The organism is Caballeronia sp. LZ032 (assembly GCF_031451315.1).
GTDB lineage: Bacteria > Pseudomonadota > Gammaproteobacteria > Burkholderiales > Burkholderiaceae > Caballeronia.
On the sequence record NZ_JARUXP010000008.1, the window covers coordinates 84,110 to 100,561 of the forward strand.

At 60.2% G+C, this 16,452-nt stretch carries 15 protein-coding genes; 8 read left to right on the forward strand and 7 right to left on the reverse strand.

The window, feature by feature from the left end; all coding sequences use genetic code 11:
- Positions 1-3: 3 nt before the first annotated feature.
- From QCE69_RS37560 to QCE69_RS37580, 5 genes are all read left to right on the forward strand, one after another.
- The gene (locus QCE69_RS37560; RefSeq protein WP_309911398.1) at positions 4-972 is read left to right on the forward strand and encodes a DNA-processing protein DprA; all 969 of its coding nucleotides are present in this window, start codon (positions 4-6) and stop codon (positions 970-972) included.
- Positions 969-2,186: a phosphoribosyltransferase gene (locus QCE69_RS37565; protein ID WP_309935910.1), complete on the forward strand. Its 1,218-nt coding sequence runs from the start codon at positions 969-971 to the stop codon at positions 2,184-2,186. Before QCE69_RS37560 ends, QCE69_RS37565 begins: the two co-directional genes overlap by 4 nt.
- Before the next feature lie 168 nt (positions 2,187-2,354).
- On the forward strand, positions 2,355-3,269 hold the full coding sequence (locus tag QCE69_RS37570) for a DNA-processing protein DprA (protein WP_309911394.1): 915 nt from the start codon (positions 2,355-2,357) through the stop codon (positions 3,267-3,269).
- 97 nt (positions 3,270-3,366) lie between these two features.
- On the forward strand, positions 3,367-3,888 hold the full coding sequence (locus QCE69_RS37575) for a hypothetical protein (RefSeq protein ID WP_309911392.1): 522 nt from the start codon (positions 3,367-3,369) through the stop codon (positions 3,886-3,888).
- Positions 3,889-3,978: 90 nt separating this feature from the next.
- Positions 3,979-4,662: a DUF6988 family protein gene (locus QCE69_RS37580; protein ID WP_309911390.1), complete on the forward strand. Its 684-nt coding sequence runs from the start codon at positions 3,979-3,981 to the stop codon at positions 4,660-4,662.
- A 448-nt stretch (positions 4,663-5,110) separates the two neighbouring features.
- On the opposite strand, the gene QCE69_RS37585 is transcribed toward QCE69_RS37580, so the two are convergent.
- The 7 genes from QCE69_RS37585 to imuA all read right to left on the reverse strand — a co-directional run bounded on the left by QCE69_RS37585 (position 5,111) and on the right by imuA (position 14,229).
- Complete coding sequence (locus QCE69_RS37585) at positions 5,111-6,373, reverse strand: putative Na+/H+ antiporter (RefSeq protein ID WP_309935911.1); 1,263 nt, start codon at positions 6,371-6,373, stop codon at positions 5,111-5,113.
- A gap of 142 nt (positions 6,374-6,515) precedes the next feature.
- A complete protein-coding gene (locus QCE69_RS37590) occupies positions 6,516-7,823 on the reverse strand; it encodes a cation:proton antiporter (protein WP_309935912.1) in 1,308 nt (435 codons plus the stop codon).
- A 27-nt stretch (positions 7,824-7,850) separates the two neighbouring features.
- Positions 7,851-8,072, reverse strand: a complete 222-nt coding sequence (locus QCE69_RS37595; protein ID WP_309935913.1) for a CsbD family protein — start codon at positions 8,070-8,072, stop codon at positions 7,851-7,853.
- A 576-nt stretch (positions 8,073-8,648) separates the two neighbouring features.
- The gene (locus QCE69_RS37600) at positions 8,649-8,792 is read right to left on the reverse strand and encodes a hypothetical protein (RefSeq protein ID WP_309911375.1); all 144 of its coding nucleotides are present in this window, start codon (positions 8,790-8,792) and stop codon (positions 8,649-8,651) included.
- A gap of 88 nt (positions 8,793-8,880) precedes the next feature.
- The gene (locus QCE69_RS37605; protein ID WP_309935914.1) at positions 8,881-12,090 is read right to left on the reverse strand and encodes an error-prone DNA polymerase; all 3,210 of its coding nucleotides are present in this window, start codon (positions 12,088-12,090) and stop codon (positions 8,881-8,883) included.
- A 20-nt stretch (positions 12,091-12,110) separates the two neighbouring features.
- The gene (locus QCE69_RS37610) at positions 12,111-13,574 is read right to left on the reverse strand and encodes a DNA polymerase Y family protein (protein WP_309935915.1); all 1,464 of its coding nucleotides are present in this window, start codon (positions 13,572-13,574) and stop codon (positions 12,111-12,113) included.
- Complete coding sequence (gene imuA / locus QCE69_RS37615) at positions 13,498-14,229, reverse strand: translesion DNA synthesis-associated protein ImuA (RefSeq protein ID WP_309935916.1); 732 nt, start codon at positions 14,227-14,229, stop codon at positions 13,498-13,500. Before imuA ends, QCE69_RS37610 begins: the two co-directional genes overlap by 77 nt.
- A 484-nt stretch (positions 14,230-14,713) precedes the next feature.
- On the opposite strand from imuA, the gene QCE69_RS37620 reads away from it, so the two are divergent.
- The 3 genes from QCE69_RS37620 (at position 14,714) to QCE69_RS37630 (ending at position 16,405) form a co-directional block, all read left to right on the forward strand.
- Complete coding sequence (locus tag QCE69_RS37620; RefSeq protein WP_309911372.1) at positions 14,714-15,067, forward strand: hypothetical protein; 354 nt, start codon at positions 14,714-14,716, stop codon at positions 15,065-15,067.
- Positions 15,068-15,124: 57 nt separating this feature from the next.
- On the forward strand, positions 15,125-16,096 hold the full coding sequence (locus QCE69_RS37625; protein WP_309935917.1) for an SOS response-associated peptidase family protein: 972 nt from the start codon (positions 15,125-15,127) through the stop codon (positions 16,094-16,096).
- An 87-nt stretch (positions 16,097-16,183) separates the two neighbouring features.
- A complete protein-coding gene (locus QCE69_RS37630) occupies positions 16,184-16,405 on the forward strand; it encodes a hypothetical protein (protein ID WP_061152680.1) in 222 nt (73 codons plus the stop codon).
- The last annotated feature ends 47 nt before the right edge of the window (positions 16,406-16,452 follow it).

Consider the following 16,452-nt stretch of genomic DNA (forward strand, 5'->3'; position numbering starts at 1 on the left):
GCGATGCTACCGCTCGAAGAAGCTACGACAATATTTCTAGGTTTGGCTCAACTTAAAGGGGTGGGCTTCAAGACCCTTCGCGGGTACGGCGGGGTTGACGCCGTTGCCGAAGGATTTGCGACGGAGGGCGCGTCGAAGTTCATTCGCCGTCTGTCGGATGAACCCCTCACCCACGACGTCCATTCTCACGTGCTTCGGATGGGTACGGTTGCCGCAGCAAACATCCGAAATCGGGGCATCCATCTGGTTCGTGCAGGCGATCCCAACTATCCGAAGCGATTCGAAGACCTTGATGAAAATTTGCGCCCACTCTGGTTTTTCTACCGGGGAGACGTTCAACTGCTGAGCGCGTTCAACGTGGGGGTCGTCGGCACGCGATCCCCATCTGATGAAGGGGCGTTCTTGGCGAAATATGCGGTCGCAACGGTGCGCGCGCTCGACGCCTGCCTGGTCAGTGGACTGGCCAAGGGCGTTGACGAAATCGCCCACGAATGGGCGCTTCACTCCGGCGTGAAGAACATCTCTGTGTTGGCGAACGGTCTCCTGAGGGTGTATCCCGCTAAGAACGCGGACTTGGCCGATAAGATCGTCGACGCAGGAGGCGTGCTGATTTCCGAGTACCTTCCCAGTGAGGCACCCAGCGCGGAGGCGTTCGTCTGGCGCAACCGCTTGCAGGCCGCCCTTTCGAATTGCGTCGTCGCGCCGGAGTGGAAGCGCGCGTCAGGCACGGCGCACACGATCAGATTCGCGAAGAAGCTTGGCCGACCCACGATTAACCTAGTCTCTACGGGTCGAACGTTCAGCGATGATCACGGCCAAGCGGACATGTCGTTCAACGTTCCCGCCGAGCACACCGAATTCACCGACGCATTGCGCGGCACGCTGGCCGGGGGGCAGGAGCCACCTGCCGAGGCGCATGCAAAGACCGCCTTTTTCGCGCGGCAAGGTGATTTGTTCGGAGCGACGGAATGAGTTTGAAGCTCTTGCTGGTGAGTGTCGGTGGAACGCTTGCGCATGGTAATCAGATCAACGGGAAAATCGCTGCAGAGTTGGGCCGTTTGGTCCGAGAGTTGGATGCCCGCGGCGTCAGGACTGTCCTGTGGTCCAATCGAAATTGGACCGTGGGTGGCGTTCCGTTGCGCCAATACTTTTCCCAGATCGCCGGCATCGACGTCCCTGTCCATGGAGCAGGCGTCGATCGCAGCCCTGCTCGCGTCCTTCAGAACTCTGCGGCGCCCATATTGCAACGCTACGGGGTGCAGACCCACGAGACGGTACTCGTCGGCGGAATGACCGACGACATGCGCGCGGGCGTTCAGAACCAATTCATCCTAGTGCGACCAGACTGGTACGCGCAGCAGATGGAATACGGCTTTCCCGTCGCGAGTGTGGGCGAGTTAGCGCGGTTCTGTTTTGTCTTTGCGCTCAGGCAGCATCCGATTTTCTGGCGCGTGCAGCACGGTAACCTCGACGTCAGCGCCGGGGGGCCCTTCTCAACGATGAACGAGCGGTTCGCTGTCTTCGGCGGTGACGCTCGAGCGTTCGCGAAGCACGGGCAGGGGCATCCTGACTTCTGGTTTTATTTCACCGTGTCGTCGTTGTACTTTGCCGGACTTCTGCAGGGCGTCGACTATATTTGCAGCTATCCTGGCCACAAACCCGATTCGGATCCGGATATACACGGCGTGTCAGCGACACTGGCACGACTCGGAAAGTGCTTCGGTAAATCCTACTATCACGACTTAATCATCCGGCATCGCGAAGCCCCGAAGAGCCAATACACGAAAGCGGCGGACCGCAGGTTCATCACGCAATTGAACACGATCCACTTGCAACCGAAACCGCATCGAAATTTGCGCGACCAGCCCAACAAGACCAACCTCAAACTTGCGGGCAAACGCGTCCTGGTCGTCGATGACTTCTGCACGTCGGGGTGCAGCTCGGAAGCCGCGCGCGCATTCATCGAGGCCGCCGGTGGTCAGGTCCGGCTGTATTCATGGTTGAAGACAATCAACACGGCGTATCAGGAGATCACGCCGTCGATCGATCTGAACGCGTACGCAGCGGCGTCGCTTGCCGCCGACCCTCCTGCGGTGGCTCATGCCTACCATGCCGGTATCATTGATCATCATGCTCCGGCTGAGATTCAGTCGATCTTCGATCAGTTTTGCGGGTGGACCTGGTAGCGCCAGATTTTTGGGAGGTCGGCAGTGATAACGCAGGGACGTGCAGCTGAAGGCCCGGGTCGAACCCCAGCGCGCAACTGCGCTGCCCCGGAAAATGCGCCGGGACCATGAGCAGAATGCTTTATACTGTATGTATATACAGTACCATGACAATGCACGAGGAGTCACATGAGCACGCCGTTCGACTTAGGCCAGTCATTACTCGCGGCCGCGCCGGTTGAGCCCCTGCGAGAGATGGGCGCTTACGAGGCGCTGTGGCAATCCGATCGGGCATCGTTCAAATCGATTGCGGAAACATTCCGACAGAATCCGAACGCCACGCCCTCCGAACTCGTCCCTGCTCAGACCATCGATGAAACGGTTCCGCAGGTGATGGACCATCTCGAACGGGCAGGGATTCATGATCTTGGCATCTGCGTGCACGGGACGGCCGACTATCCGAATAAGCTTCGGGATGCGGCGTATCCGTTGGAATTCTTGTACTTCAATGGATGGCAGGATCTGGCCTTCTCCCACAAGTCTGTCGCCGTCGTGGGCACGCGATCTCCGTCCGATGAAGGCGCGAGACGGGCGAAAAAGCTCGTCAAACTGTTAGTTAAACACGATTTCACGATCTTTTCAGGGCTCGCGCGGGGCGTGGATACGATCGCGCATACCACCGCGATTGAAGCGGGCGGGCGGACCGTGGCGGTCATCGGAACACCCATTACGGAGTCCTATCCGAGCGAAAACGCGGACTTGCAGCGCCGGATTGCCAAAGAGTATCTCGTTGTGAGTCAAGTTCCCATCCTTCGCTATGCGCGGCAGACGTTCCGAGGAAACCGCCTCTTTTTCCCGGAACGGAACGCGACGATGTCCGCGCTCTCCGATGCAACGGTCATCATTGAAGCCGGCGAGACCTCGGGGACGCTCACGCAAGCGCGAGCCGCTTTACATCAGGGCCGGCAACTCTTCATTCTGGATAGCTGCTTTCAGAATCCAAAACTCACCTGGCCCGCGAAGTTTGCAGAGAAAGGCGCAGTCCGAGTGAAGGACTTCGACGACATTCTCAACAGGCTCGGCAATGCGGCTCCTGCAAATTGATGAGGCAACCCGAAGGGATCATCGTTACCTAAGGGCTGACGACTTTTGTCTCTACCAAGGGGAATACACGGCGCGCGGAGGCTATGGCTGCAGCCCCATGAACGACATGATCTTGAACATCAAGAAGTCGGTCACTAGAAGGGGGCGTCCTGAATACCAATACAAAGAACGAGATATTCGTCGTGCCGGCTTAGCCTTTCGCGAGGCGTTGAACGCAGAGGCGCTTGCGACGGTCACGTTCGTTCCCGTTCCTCCTTCAAAAGAAGTCAATCATCCCGAGTATGACAACCGAATTGAACTGGTCCTTGCTCATATGGCCGAGGGGACGAATGCGGACGTCAGGCAACTTGTGCTGCAGGCGGGGAGTTACGAAGCTTCAAGTCAGGCGGCGATACGAGGAGGCGACCGCATGCATGCCGAGGACCTGATCGCGCTCTACAGGATCAATGAGGGCATCGCCGATCCCGCTCCTCAGCGCATCCTCGTGGTGGACGACGTCCTGACCACCGGGAGTCACTTTGTCGCGATGAAGACCGTTCTTCGACAACGGTACCCAAACGCATGGATCGGTGGCCTCTTCATTGCGCGACGAAGAATTGAGGACGACGTTGCTGAGTAGCGTTCGCCGGTCAGTGTAGTTGGTCGGCGGCAGCTCTATCACTTTCCTTCAAGAATGAACTCAACTGATGTCGAGAAATGGCCTCCGTACATGCAGCACGTTGGGGTGCGGCATGCGTTGCAAATTGCCCAGCAGGTTGCAACCTGGAGCGAAGAGAAACTTTACGGACTCGAGTTGCACGCTCCTGAGCCAGACCATATGGCAGCTACAGCGTTCTCGATAGTTCACGAGCACCAGAAATCCTGTCTCTTGTTGGTCCAGCATGGCCTCGTCGGTTCGGCCACAGCCTTGATGCGCCCGTCCGTTGAAGCTCTGATCCGTGGGCTTTGGTTGCAATGGGCGGACGATACCGAACTCTTGCGTTTCCAAAGAGGCGAAGATAGTCTCAATTTAGAACGTGCAATTAAGATGATCGTGCAGCGTTCAGGCGTCGCGCGCTACAACGATCTGCTTGGCATGTGGGCCGAGTCAAAAAGAACACTTCACGGTTATGTACACCACAGCTTTCAATCGATAGTCCGTAGGTCTGGACAATTTGAGATGCCGCCAGAGGAAATTGTTTCGCTGCTTACCTTCAGCGCCGCGCTCGCAACGCATGCTTCCATCGAAATTACAGAGCTTGCGAGTAAGCGTGTTGTTCCTGGTCAAGAGAAGATAGGTCGGGAATCAATGCATATGCTGCAGGGAGAGCTGGTGAGCATTCTCGATGCACTCGGCCTTGTCGAGATCCGGTCTAAGAAAGATGTGCCAACAGAACGGGAGGTGAATGACTGAATGACTCTATTGCACTGGCAAAAGTGTCGTAGAGAAACAGCCGGTCGCCACGACCAGGATTCTGGCTTGCAATGTTGCTTGTTCAACGATGCCCCGATGGATATCGTCCATCGCGCGTTGATGCGGCGCCGGCCCATCCACGCGTCGGGAAGGCGCGGCGCAGTCAATCGACTTGCGCAGTCAGCGTCGCTTCATTCGCCCGGAAAGTCAGGCACCAAGATTGCAGAGCAATTTTTAACGCCCTTCAAATGCGCATACTTCGGTCGGGACGCGCAGGAGCGTCGGGTGTCAGCAGAACCTACAGCAATCATCGGCATGGGTCGCTCGAGGGTGGGCTTGACATAACGCCGTCCTCGATCACAACAGGCACGGGACAGACACGGGGCTTGATCCTGCTTTGGCACGGGACTGAGCCGAGCAACCGGAGCGCGGCGCATGACCTGGTCCTTCACAGGATCAGGAATGCGATGCCCGCCGTTATGGTCGGTAACAACGCAGCGCCGAGCAATCGCAGCGGACTCACCGCACCTCCCGAAAATCGATTACCGAGAATCGCCAACCCGGCCGGATTAGGCGCGTTGGCAATCACGGTCAGTCCGCCGCCCGTCACGGCGCCGGCCACCAATAGGTATTTTGCGCTGTCGGACAAGCCAGGGAGGAGCGAGCCGAGATAAGTGATGGCCGCATTATCCATCACTGCCGTTAGCCCCGTCGCGCCGAAGTAAAGGGTAAGAGCGTCCATCGAACCCACGACCGGCTGCAGCCACCACTGTTGCAGTCCGCCGAGCACCACCAGTCCGCCGAGAAAGAAAGCGACGAGAAGGCTTTCGCGAAGCATGAGGGGCGATTGATGGCGCTCGTATGCCTGCGTGTAGCCGAGGAAAAACAGAAACGCCCCGACGAAGACGACGGCATGATGCGAGTTCATGACGACCAGCCCGAGAAATCCGATGTGAACAAGTGTGACGCCCACTGGAACGGGCTTCGATAGCAAATCGCCAGTGTCTTCGGTCGTCGGCCGCGACGGGACACTTTTTGCAGCGATTGCGACGAACACAGTGGCATTGAAAAGGACAGCAAGGGCTGCTTTCCACCCGAAAGTCGCAGCCATGAAACCCGTGTTCCAGCCCCAGGCACTTGCGACCATCAGCACCGGTGGTGCGGCGTACGCCGTCATGACGCCGCCGATCGACACGTTCACGAAGAGCAACGCGAGTCCGAAGTACTTAACGCGTTCGGGTACTGGAGCGGCGAACAGTCTGTCCCGCAAGAGAAGCGCCGCGAGCGTCATTGCGGCCGGTTCGGTAACAAGGGAGCCCAGCAGCGGAATTGCGGACAACGAGAACCACACCACGGCAACCTCTGCGCGCAGCGGCAAGAAGCGAGAGAGCCCCATAACGACGTTCGTTACGAGGACAAGAATCGGTCGGCTTGCCGCGATGACCATGATGACGAAGACGAACAGCGCCTCGGTAAATTCGCGATGCTCCAGGTATCCGACGGTCGCCCTAGACCCGACAAGCGCCCACATGACGAGACACAGAACCAGCGCCCAAAATCCGAAGACGACCTCGACTTCAGCCAGGAAGTGAAATATCCCTGAGTGCCGTGGAAAGTGGTGGCCAAGCGTTTCGATTCGGGCTACGGCGAACGTATGGAGCAGAGCAATTGCGAAGATGACAGCGGCAGTAACTTCAACGGAATGGGGCATCGAGCGAAGGGAAGGTGGGGTTTTGAATCTAGAGCGGTTGTCAATCTGGTAATGTTACAGCACGCTTTCAATTTAGTCGGACGAGCCGGACAGGCGGAAGCACCGCAGATTTCGTCCCGGGATTAGCGACTGAGATACCCGTTCAATCACATCTTTTGAGGTAGCGGTCGAGCAGAACCGTGGCAGTAGTGCCATGTAGAAAAACGGATAGAACGATGGCCAACAAGATTATCGGCATGAGCTTGCCAGCTATGCCGTTTCCAGCCCGCTCGAGCGCGAAAAGCAGATAGTAGAAGGCGCTGACACCGCGCAGTCCTAGCCATGCCGAGAGTGAACGCTGGTGGCGATCCATCGACGAGCCAATAAGAGAGAGACTGCTGCCGAGCGGGCGCGCGACGACAAATAGAAACAGGACCGGCCAGGCAACGGACCAGTGAATCAGTTCGCGCCAGTGCGCAGACACGACGCTGCCGATGATGACCATCAACCCGAGCTCGACGAAACGTTCGACCTCCACCGAGAAGCCCATCATGTTCTCGGCAATGTAGGCGTGAGCCAGTTCGGGATCCGTGGCCGCTTCCTCACGCTCCCCACGTTCGACGGACTCCAGCACTTCATTCGGTGGCTGTTCGCCGGTTGCCTTCATTTCTTGGCGGCGCAGCGCAACACCGGCGACGAACACGGCGATAAAGGCGTAGCCATCAACGATCAGCGTCGCTCCGTAAGCCAATGCAACCAGTCCTAACGCAAGAAAACCTTCGAGGCCCAGTGCGTGGTCATACCGCGTGCGAAGCCAGGTCACGAGAACCACGATACCCGCGCCCAGCGCCCAGCCGATTACGACGGCGCTGACCAGTCCCCAGGCAATCGCGAGGGAAAACGTCCATGGATTGCTGCTGCCAAAGCTTTCGATCCCAGAAAGGGCGAGCGCGATGTAGACCATTGGTGAGGCTGCACCATCGTTCAGACCGCCTTCCGACGACAAGGCAAACCGCAATGGCTCCTCGTCGCCAGCCTGCTCGACGCGCAGCTCGTTGGCTAGGACAGGATCCGTTGGTGCAAGCGCGGACGCCAAGAGCAGCGCGGGACCGAGGGCGAGTCCGAGCCCCCACCGAGCGGCAACAAACATGATGGCGATGGTAATGAGCATCGCCGGGCCAGCAAGCCGCAGCGTCAATCGCCAAAGCGGATCCGACAGCTTGATTCGCAGATACATCCCGATTGCGAAAAGCGAGACGACGAGACCGGCCCCGGTCAGCGTGCGCAAAAGCGCAACGTCGCGTTTGAGGTCGATGTTCAACAAGCCTGCGCACGCCGGACCGAGTAGGAAGCCGACGACAAGGTAGACCATTGCGCCGGTCATCGGCAGGCGCTCTACGATCTTTCGGCCAATGGCCATCAAGACGAGTAGAGCCCCAACTATCAAAAACCAGACGGCCTCGATCGTCAAAACAAGCTACCGATTGCCGGGAGCCGATCAGGGCGCCGGTGCGGCCGGATTATTGTCGTCAGCCGCGGCATCATCGGCGGCATCCTTCAAGTCTTCCTTTGCGTCACCGAGCTCCTTCCTCGCTTCGCCACCCGCCTGTTGCGCGTCGCCTTTTGCTTCCTGTACCGAGTCGTCCGTCATTTTTCCAACGCCTTCGTTGATTTTTCCCTTAACTTTTTCGCCCACGCCCTTGACCTGATCTTCGTTCATCGCGGTTCTCCTCAATTCCTGCCGATTGCAGGCTTCAGTACACTCGCAAGGTTGGTGCCGACCCATGCTATGACTTCGCAAAGGAGATCATTAACTGTGTCCGATACCCCGCAAATCAGAGTTGAACGCGAGGCAGGCGGTTGGATCTGGATAGCCGTTGTCCGAGGTTCGCATGACGATTCGCCGCCCGTGGTTCTCCAATGCCATGAGGCTTTTGTCAGTCGGGAAGCAGCGCTTTTCGATGCCGCCCAAACCTTGCAAAAACGGAGCGTCCTGCCAGACGGCGCAGGGCGAACAGATACGGCATAGTCCTGGGCCGTATCCACGAGCCGTCAGCCGGCCGTTGATTTCTGCTGCCAGCGGAACCTATGAATGACGGTGGAATCTGCGCCGGTCGCGGAGGGGGGCCGCGCTGCCTGCGCCCGCATAGAATTACGGCTGAGTCCAAGGGGACAAATCGGCACCAATGCAACTATTGGTGTCAGAGCCGGAGCATTGCGCGTCTGTGTGACCGTTCGATCTAAGCGCCTCAGCATGCATCAAGTGCTGCGCGCTATCACTTTTCAGTGAAAGCCTTCACAAAAATCCGTCGAAATGTGCCAGCCTGATATCGTCGTGACGGCGATGGTCGCCCGCCACGGCGACACAACGCAAGCGAATTTGCTCGGGCCGGCCGCCCGCAATCGCCTGCATAGATAGGCCGCCGTCGACGTCGGGCAAGCCAACATCGAGGAATGGAAAAGGCCGCATGCCGAGCGGGGGCAGCCGGTTCTCGTCTTGCGCAGGAAGGAAAAGGCCACGGCCACGCTCAACAGAAGTTCTTGCTGACGGTCGTTAGTCCGCCAAGCAGGTGCGACATGTCGACGAGTCGCTGCGCCACCAGGTGACGGACTTCGCCTTCGCATTGCCAGGTGCCATACACCGCAAGTAATGCAGCGCCCAACGCTTCACGTCGCTGTTTCTCAAGCAGTGAGGGCCATACGATGACGTTGACGTTGCCCGTCTCATCTTCGAGCGTCACGAACATGACGCCTTTCGCGGTGCCAGGTCGCTGCCGTACGGTCACGAGCCCGCAGCCTCGTGCGAGACGGCCGTTTCGATAGGTCCGCAAGGTCGAAGCCGGCATGAGCCGCTGTTCAAGCAGCGCCGGCCGCAAGAGCGATAGCGGATGGCGTCCGAGCGTCAGTCCCGCGGTGTCGTAGTCGCTCACGATCTCCTGCGCTTCAGATGGGGCACCGAGCGTCGGCGTTTCATCGTCGATTCGGGTATCGGACAAGATGTCGCGGTCGGGCACCGCGGCAGCGGACTGCCACAGCGCTTCACGACGGTTCCCCGCAAGTGACCGGAGCGCGTTCGCTGCCGCGAGCACCTGCAGGTCGCGGCGATCGAGCTGCGCGCGACGCCCTAAATCGCTGACGCTTGTAAACGGCTTCACGGCGCGTGCCGTTTCGATCCGCTCGGTGGCGCCTTCACGCATGCCCCTGAGCAACGAAAGGCCGAGCCGAACCAACGGCTTGTCGTGACCCGGCCGCTTTTCCAGCACAGAATCCCATCCGCTGATGGTCACGTCGATCGGCGCCATCTCGACGCCATGACGCCGCGCGTCTTGCACCAACTGAGAGGGCGAGTAAAAACCCATCGGCTGGGAGTTGAGCATGGCGGCCAGAAAGGCCGCTGGCTCATGGCACTTGAGCCAACTGCTCGCGTAGACGAGGAGCGCGAAGCTTGCGGCATGACTCTCCGGAAAGCCATACTCGCCGAATCCCTTGATCTGCTCGAAGATGGCTTCCGCGAACGCCTTGTCGTAACCGCGCGCCTGCATGCCCCCGACGATGCGATCGTAGTATTGCTGCAGGCCACCCTTGCGCTTCCAGGCCGCCATCGCGCGCCGCAGCTGATCGGCTTCACCCGGCGTGAAGCCGGCAGCGAGAATGGCGACCTGCATCACCTGCTCCTGGAAGATCGGCACGCCGAGCGTGCGGCCGAGCGCGGTTTTCAGTGCCTCGCTGGGATAGGTGACCGGTTCGAGCTTCTGGCGCCGCCGCAAGTAGGGGTGGACGGCGCCACCCTGAATCGGACCCGGTCGCACGATCGCGACTTCAATCACGAGATCGTAGAACTCTCTGGGTTGCATGCGCGGCAGCATGCTCATCTGTGCGCGCGACTCGATCTGGAAGACGCCGACCGTGTCGGCGCGGGAGATCATCTCGTAGGTGGCCGCGTCTTCGGCCGGAATGTCCTGCATTTCAAAGCGCTCACCGCGTTGCTCCGAGACGATATCGAGCGTGCGTCGAATTGCCGACAGCATGCCGAGCGCGAGCACGTCAATTTTCAGCAAGCCGAGTGCTTCGAGGTCGTCCTTGTCCCACTGGATGGCGCTGCGGTCGGGCATCGCCGCGTTCTCGACAGGCACCAGCCGCGTGAGCTTGCCGCGACTAATCACAAAACCGCCCGAGTGCTGCGACAGATGCCGGGGAAAATTCAGTATCTGCGCCGCCAGATTCGCCCACATGGCGATCAGCGGATTGGCAGGGTCGAGGCCGGACTCTTCGAATCGACGCAGCAGATCCTGCGAGTGATCGAACCACTGATGGCTCTTCGCGACCTTGTCGACGATTTGCGGATCAATGCCGAGCGCCTTGCCGGTCTCCCGAAGTGCGCCCCGCGGTCGGTAGGTCGACACCGCGGCGGCAATGGCTGCGCGATCGCGTCCGTACTTCCGGTAAATGTACTGGATGACCTCTTCGCGTCGTTGGTGCTCGAAGTCGACATCGATGTCGGGCGGCTCACCGCGTTCCTTGCTGATGAAGCGCTCGAACAGCATGTTGCCACGTGACGGATCGACTTCGGTGACGCCGAGGCAATAACACACCGCGCTGTTCGCCGCCGATCCGCGGCCCTGGCAGAGGATGTGCTGACTGCGCGCGAAGCGCACGATGTCATAGACGGTGAGGAAGTACGCTTCATAACGCAGCTCGCGAATGAGCTGCAGCTCGTGCTCGATTTGTTGTTGCACGTTGTGTGGCACGCCGGCGGGGAAGCGCCGGTGCGCGCCGATATAGGTCTCTTGCCGCAGATAGGCTTCATGCGTGTAGCCTTCGGGAACGAGTTCGTCGGGATACTCGTAGCGCAATTCATCCAGCGAGAAGGTGCAGCGCGCGAGCACCCTCAACGTTTCGGCAATCGCATGCGGCGGATACAGGTTCGCGAGCCGCAAGCGGGAACGCAAATGCTGCTCGGCATTGGGCGCAAGCTCATAGCCGCATTCAGCCACGGGTTTGCCGACGCGAATCGCGGTCATGGTGTCTTGCAGGGGCTTTCGCGAGCGCACGTGCATCACCACGTTGCCGGTCGCCACGACCGGAATTCCGGCTCGCAATGCCACTTGTTCAACGATGCCTCGATGAATGTCGTCCATCGCCCGCTGATGCAGCGTGAGGCCGACCCACGCACGCGCCGGAAAGGTCTGGCGCAGCCAGTCGACTTGCGCAGTCAACGTCTCTTCATTCGCCGGAAAGTCCGGCACCAGGATCGCAAGGCAGTTGGGAACGTCCTTCAAATGCGCGTACTTCGGTTCTGGTCGGGCGAGATCGTCGGGGGTCAGCAGGTAGCTGCCCTTGGCCGCCCGCATGCGCGCGAGCGTAATGAGCTCACACAGGTTGCCGTAACCATCCCGGTTTTGGGCGAGCAAGATAAGGCCGAACGCGGGGTCAGATGCGGGCCCAGCAGCAGGACCAGCAGCGGGGCGGCTTTTGGGACCGCTATCCGCATCCTGACGCGCATGGACCAGACGAAAGTACGAGCCGATGACCAGCGGCAGCTTCTCTTCCTTGGCCTGAACATGCGCGCGCACGACGCCCGCAACCGAACACTCGTCGGTGATGGCCAGTCCCGCGTAACCGAGTTGCGACGCGCGCAGCACCAGTTCTTCGCCGTGCGATGCACCTTGGAGAAACGAAAAGTTACTAAACGCGAAAAGCTCAGCGTAGTCGGGCAGGGCCGATGAGGGAAAGTCCACAATGCCACCTGCTTATCCGCTTAGCCAAACAACCCGTGCAGGAACCAGCGCGTTTCCTCGGTCTTGACGCTCGGCCGTTCGCGGTAGATCCAGTAGCAGCTTTTATCGTCGGCTTCCGCGACAAAATAGTCGCGCGTCACCAGCGCCCCATCGTGCCATCCGGCCTCGATCCGTTCGCCAGTTGAGACGAGCTTCAGCGGCGAACCGTAGAACGGACGATGATTCTTGACCATCAAGCGCAAGGGCACATGCAGTAGCCAGGTCGGTCGCGGCAGATCATCAGGCGCGGGGAGGGTCTTCGGCGTGCTCTGCACGGGCACCCACTGGTTGGCGTGTTCCGGCCGATGATCGGGCGCGGGCGCGGGCCGCAAAACATTTTCGGCGCCCAGACGTGCCGCTAGAAGCTCTAGCAGCCGGTTATGGTCTTGCGCGGACCCGCCTGGCTCGGGAAACAGCGAGTCGCTGGGCGGCTCGGCCGCTCGCACTTCGGCGGCCGTCAGCCGCACGGCGATGACCGCGGCTTCCAATTCCGTGCGACCGAGTCGCTCCTTCAGGAGACGAACCAGGTGCTCTTCATGCCAGGTCGGCTCAGCGAGTGCGATCTCAATGAGCGTCGGTTCGATGGCCTGGCGTCCGCGTTCATGCTCGAGCGTGATCGTGGCATGCGTGAGCGCCAGCTGCTGGGCCGTGAGCCACCCGCAGAGCTGCACGACGAGTCGCCGCGCGGAAAAGAGGATGGCTTCGGCATGCTCAACGCGATCAGGCAGCTCGACGCGTGCGCTGAAGGTCGGCGGCGGTTCGAGCCATTCGTGCAGTTCAGGCGCCAGGCCATAGGCCCGGTCTAGGGAATCGAGTAGGTCCACGCCACATCTCTTCTTTAAACCTGCACGGGGCAGGCGTTGGATATCACTCAGGACGCGGCAGCCCAGTCCATTGAACCAGTCGGCGAAGGGGCGCAACTCCGGCACCACCATGAAGGGCAAGACGTCCAGGTAGCGTTCGAGCGAACGCATCTTGAGCACCCGCTGGCGGCCGGGCTTGGCGAGGAGCCACGCACCGCGCCCGGTGGGCGCGACGCTTATGCGCGCGGTGACGCCGATGGTCTTGACGACGTCCTTGATGTCCCTGCACACGCGCAGGATGCCGCCGAAGAGGCGCAAGCTCGCGGTGACGTCGACGACGACGGTTTGCTCCTCGCACACGGCCACCTGCGGCGAAAAACGCAGCAGCGCGACCGCCACCTCGCGCTGCATCTCGTGTTCACGCGCGGCGCTCCGGTCGAACATCAGCGCCTCCGGCGCGAGCGTCGTGACCCCGCCGCGTTTCATCCCCACTCGCACGCCCGCGTCCCTTGCCACCGCATCGAGCACGATGACTTTGTCGCGCTCGAGCACCACGCACCCGTGCTCAGACGGAGGCGACCACCTCGGTCTGAACACCTCCAGCGAAAGCCGGGGCAAGTGAATGGCGACGAACACGGCCATAGGGACTCAGCAAGATCGGCGACGGTTGTAGGGTGACGGTCAATGGTTCAGTTCGGTTGGGACCGCGTCGTTTAATCATGTCGACTGCGATCCCGCCCTCTGCCGGTCTCACGCCAAGCCGTAAGGTCGCCGGTGACGCATCCTGGGCGCTGGCAAGCGGACGCACCAGAATCAGCAACGTCTCGGTCGCCTGAGCGGCCAAATGCAAGCGTCGCAAAGCCTCGGAGCGGATGTGCTGTTGCCAGAACAGCAGCGCACCGCAACTTCCGGCCTGCAGCACGCGCTCCGCGCACCACAAGGCGTCCGCCGTTTTCGACGCACGCAGCCACATCAGCTTGTCCAGCGGCACGCCGAGGTACGAGAACGCCAGCGCATTCGGCACATGCGGCGCCTGCAGCAGCAGGACGGGCCGCCGAGCGTGCTGATCCTGCTGAGCGACGCGCGCGAGCGCCGGGCGCAACAAACGCATTTCACCGACGCCGGGCTGCTGCACGAGCAATTCCACGAGCGCCCCAAGCGGCCAGCCACCGCCGGGCAGTTCCGCGGACAACGCCGCGTAGCCGGTGTCTACGGTCTTACCGTAGGCACGCGCCAACTGCGATCCGCGCCACAGACTCGGGTGAATCGACTCGACATGTTTGGGCAGGGCCGCCATTTTGCATAAGTACTGTATGTATGTACAGTACTTTACATCGAAACCCGCAACGCGGTATTGCGCCCTTTTTTGTCGCGGCTGGCATCTCGGGCGACTATCCTGCTTGGTTACTGCGGGGAATACGGAACGGCGCCGGCAGCGCGGTCGGTAACCAATCCTTGGGCGTTGCCCAAGCCGGGCGCCCAAGACGAAGTCAGGTTGATTCCGGCGCCGGCGCCCACAATTATTTTTGAGGCGGGGCATTGAGCGCCCGGCGGTAGATTTCCCCCGTCGGTCCACTCTGAAAGCGAATTGCTGAGGGCTCGAGCGGCGCGCTCTTGCAAACAGTCTGTGGGGTTTTATGAACAAGATCGGTAGTTGCATTTCACATGGATTGGGGACCGGCCATGCCCACGCCGCGGACCATCCCCTACCTCCGAAAGTTAGAGAATGTCGATAGGTTCCAAGCACCAGGTACGAAGTAAAGGACGAAACGAGACGACGTATGGCCGGATCTGATAGCAACGAAGTGTTGGATGTGTCGGACGCGCGGGCGGAGCTGCTGTGCTTCCTGGTCGCGACCGTGGCGGCCTCCCATTCGCTCACATACGAGTGGCGAGTCGATCATCTCGTGGAGAGCTGCCGCATCTGGCTTCGACGCAATCGCCTTTGGATGGATTGGCTCGAGCGCGTGCGCCTCGGCCAGCTGGCGCTCAAGATCGCACAACGCGACCTGAAGGGCGCCGGCATCGCGGTGCGCCAGTCGAATGTCCAGGCGCTCTTCACGGGCGACATGCAACTGAACTATTCGTGCACCGTCATCAAGAAGATGCTGGCGCTGTGCAAAGAGGCGCTCTGACGTCCTGGGCACGACTCCTTGGAGCGCCGCTATCACGACAAGAGGGGAACCCAACACATGTGTTACTCCGCGCAAATCCAGGCTGACTATCGCCGCTACGTGAAGATGTTCGGCGCACAGATGGACATCCGCGAGTTCGCGCGACTGTTCTGGGAGCGCGCCGAGGGCAGCAAGGCAAAAATCCCCAAGGCGATGGAAGACGCCTTCCGCGAGCCTCAAACCGATGACGAGCGTCAGATCAAGACCTTCATTGATCGATACAACGCGGAACAGGCGACCAAGGTCGAGCAGGAGCTTTTCAAGCAGCGAACGCGGCTGGCCGATGCTGAACGCACGCTGCAGACAAAAACGACCAAAGCGGCGACCGAAAGCAAGCGCATCGCAACCGACAAGATCGATGCGGCGTTACGGCGCTTGGCCGACTTCGGTCGAACTGAACAAGAGCCCCGTGACTCACGCATCTTTCCCGGCTACTATGCGCCCGTGCTCGTGGTCGAAGACGGACAGTATGTCGTCAAGCCAATGCGCTACCAGTGTCGCATCGCGGGTAAGCCTGCGAACTATGATGTTAAGTACCCCGGAACATATAATGCGCGGCGCGATAGTCTGGAAAAGTTCTGGAAGCCGTGTTTCGGCTACACGCATGGTCTACTGTTGGTTGACGTCTTCTATGAGAACGTCGCGAGAGCGAAGTGCGAGAACACGCTATTTGAGACGCATGACGGACCGCAGGCGCCCGGCGAAAACGTCGTCCTGGAGTTTCGCCCCAACAACGGTCAGCTGCTGATGGTAGCGTGCCTCTGGTCGAAGTGGACGGCTCCCGGGCAGCCGAATCTCCTCTCGTTTGCCGCCATCACCGATGAACCACCTGCCGAGGTGGAAGCAGCAGGCCACGACCGCTGCATCGTCCCAATCAAGCGAGAAAACGTCGATGCCTGGTTGAGTCCGCAGGCGTCCGACCTCGCCGCACTCGACGCGATCCTCGAGGATCGAGAACGGCCTTACTACGAGCATCGGCTTGCCGCGTAGATTGTGAACAGCAGGAGCCGCTTGCCGGCGGCCGCCCGGAACGCGCCTTGCTTCGCTGTCATTGTTCTTTACTGAGGAGGTGCAACGATGGCAGGCGACAACTCGTATAAGCCCGGTGAGATCGTCAAGGTGTCCGGCATCTATTCCGTCGTTCATGACGATGGCAAGGATACGTTCGAAGTCACGTGTGTCGAGGGCGAACATTTTCCGCCGACGCGCAGCGGCAAGGGCGCCCACTTCGAACTCAAATACGCGGCGACGCACTCACACAAACACGGTGAACTGAAGGGCACCGAGGCGCGTGGGTGACATGGCTAAGGTCTAATTACCTGATCCACCGGCATGAAGTGCTAACT

What these genes read in the sequence shown, in the direction of transcription:
- QCE69_RS37575 (WP_309911392.1), top strand. Translation starts at nt 3,367, where the DNA reads ATGAACGACATGATCTTGAACATCAAGAAGTCGGTCACTAGAAGGGGG.
- QCE69_RS37630 (WP_061152680.1), top strand. Translation starts at nt 16,184, where the DNA reads ATGGCAGGCGACAACTCGTATAAGCCCGGTGAGATCGTCAAGGTGTCC.
- QCE69_RS37580 (WP_309911390.1), top strand. Translation starts at nt 3,979, where the DNA reads ATGCAGCACGTTGGGGTGCGGCATGCGTTGCAAATTGCCCAGCAGGTT.
- QCE69_RS37560 (WP_309911398.1), top strand. Translation starts at nt 4, where the DNA reads ATGCTACCGCTCGAAGAAGCTACGACAATATTTCTAGGTTTGGCTCAA.
- QCE69_RS37565 (WP_309935910.1), top strand. Translation starts at nt 969, where the DNA reads ATGAGTTTGAAGCTCTTGCTGGTGAGTGTCGGTGGAACGCTTGCGCAT.
- QCE69_RS37610 (WP_309935915.1), bottom strand. Translation starts at nt 13,574, where the DNA reads ATGGCCGTGTTCGTCGCCATTCACTTGCCCCGGCTTTCGCTGGAGGTG.
- QCE69_RS37620 (WP_309911372.1), top strand. Translation starts at nt 14,714, where the DNA reads ATGGCCGGATCTGATAGCAACGAAGTGTTGGATGTGTCGGACGCGCGG.
- QCE69_RS37570 (WP_309911394.1), top strand. Translation starts at nt 2,355, where the DNA reads ATGAGCACGCCGTTCGACTTAGGCCAGTCATTACTCGCGGCCGCGCCG.
- QCE69_RS37625 (WP_309935917.1), top strand. Translation starts at nt 15,125, where the DNA reads ATGTGTTACTCCGCGCAAATCCAGGCTGACTATCGCCGCTACGTGAAG.
- imuA (WP_309935916.1), bottom strand. Translation starts at nt 14,229, where the DNA reads ATGGCGGCCCTGCCCAAACATGTCGAGTCGATTCACCCGAGTCTGTGG.
- QCE69_RS37585 (WP_309935911.1), bottom strand. Translation starts at nt 6,373, where the DNA reads ATGCCCCATTCCGTTGAAGTTACTGCCGCTGTCATCTTCGCAATTGCT.
- QCE69_RS37595 (WP_309935913.1), bottom strand. Translation starts at nt 8,072, where the DNA reads ATGAACGAAGATCAGGTCAAGGGCGTGGGCGAAAAAGTTAAGGGAAAA.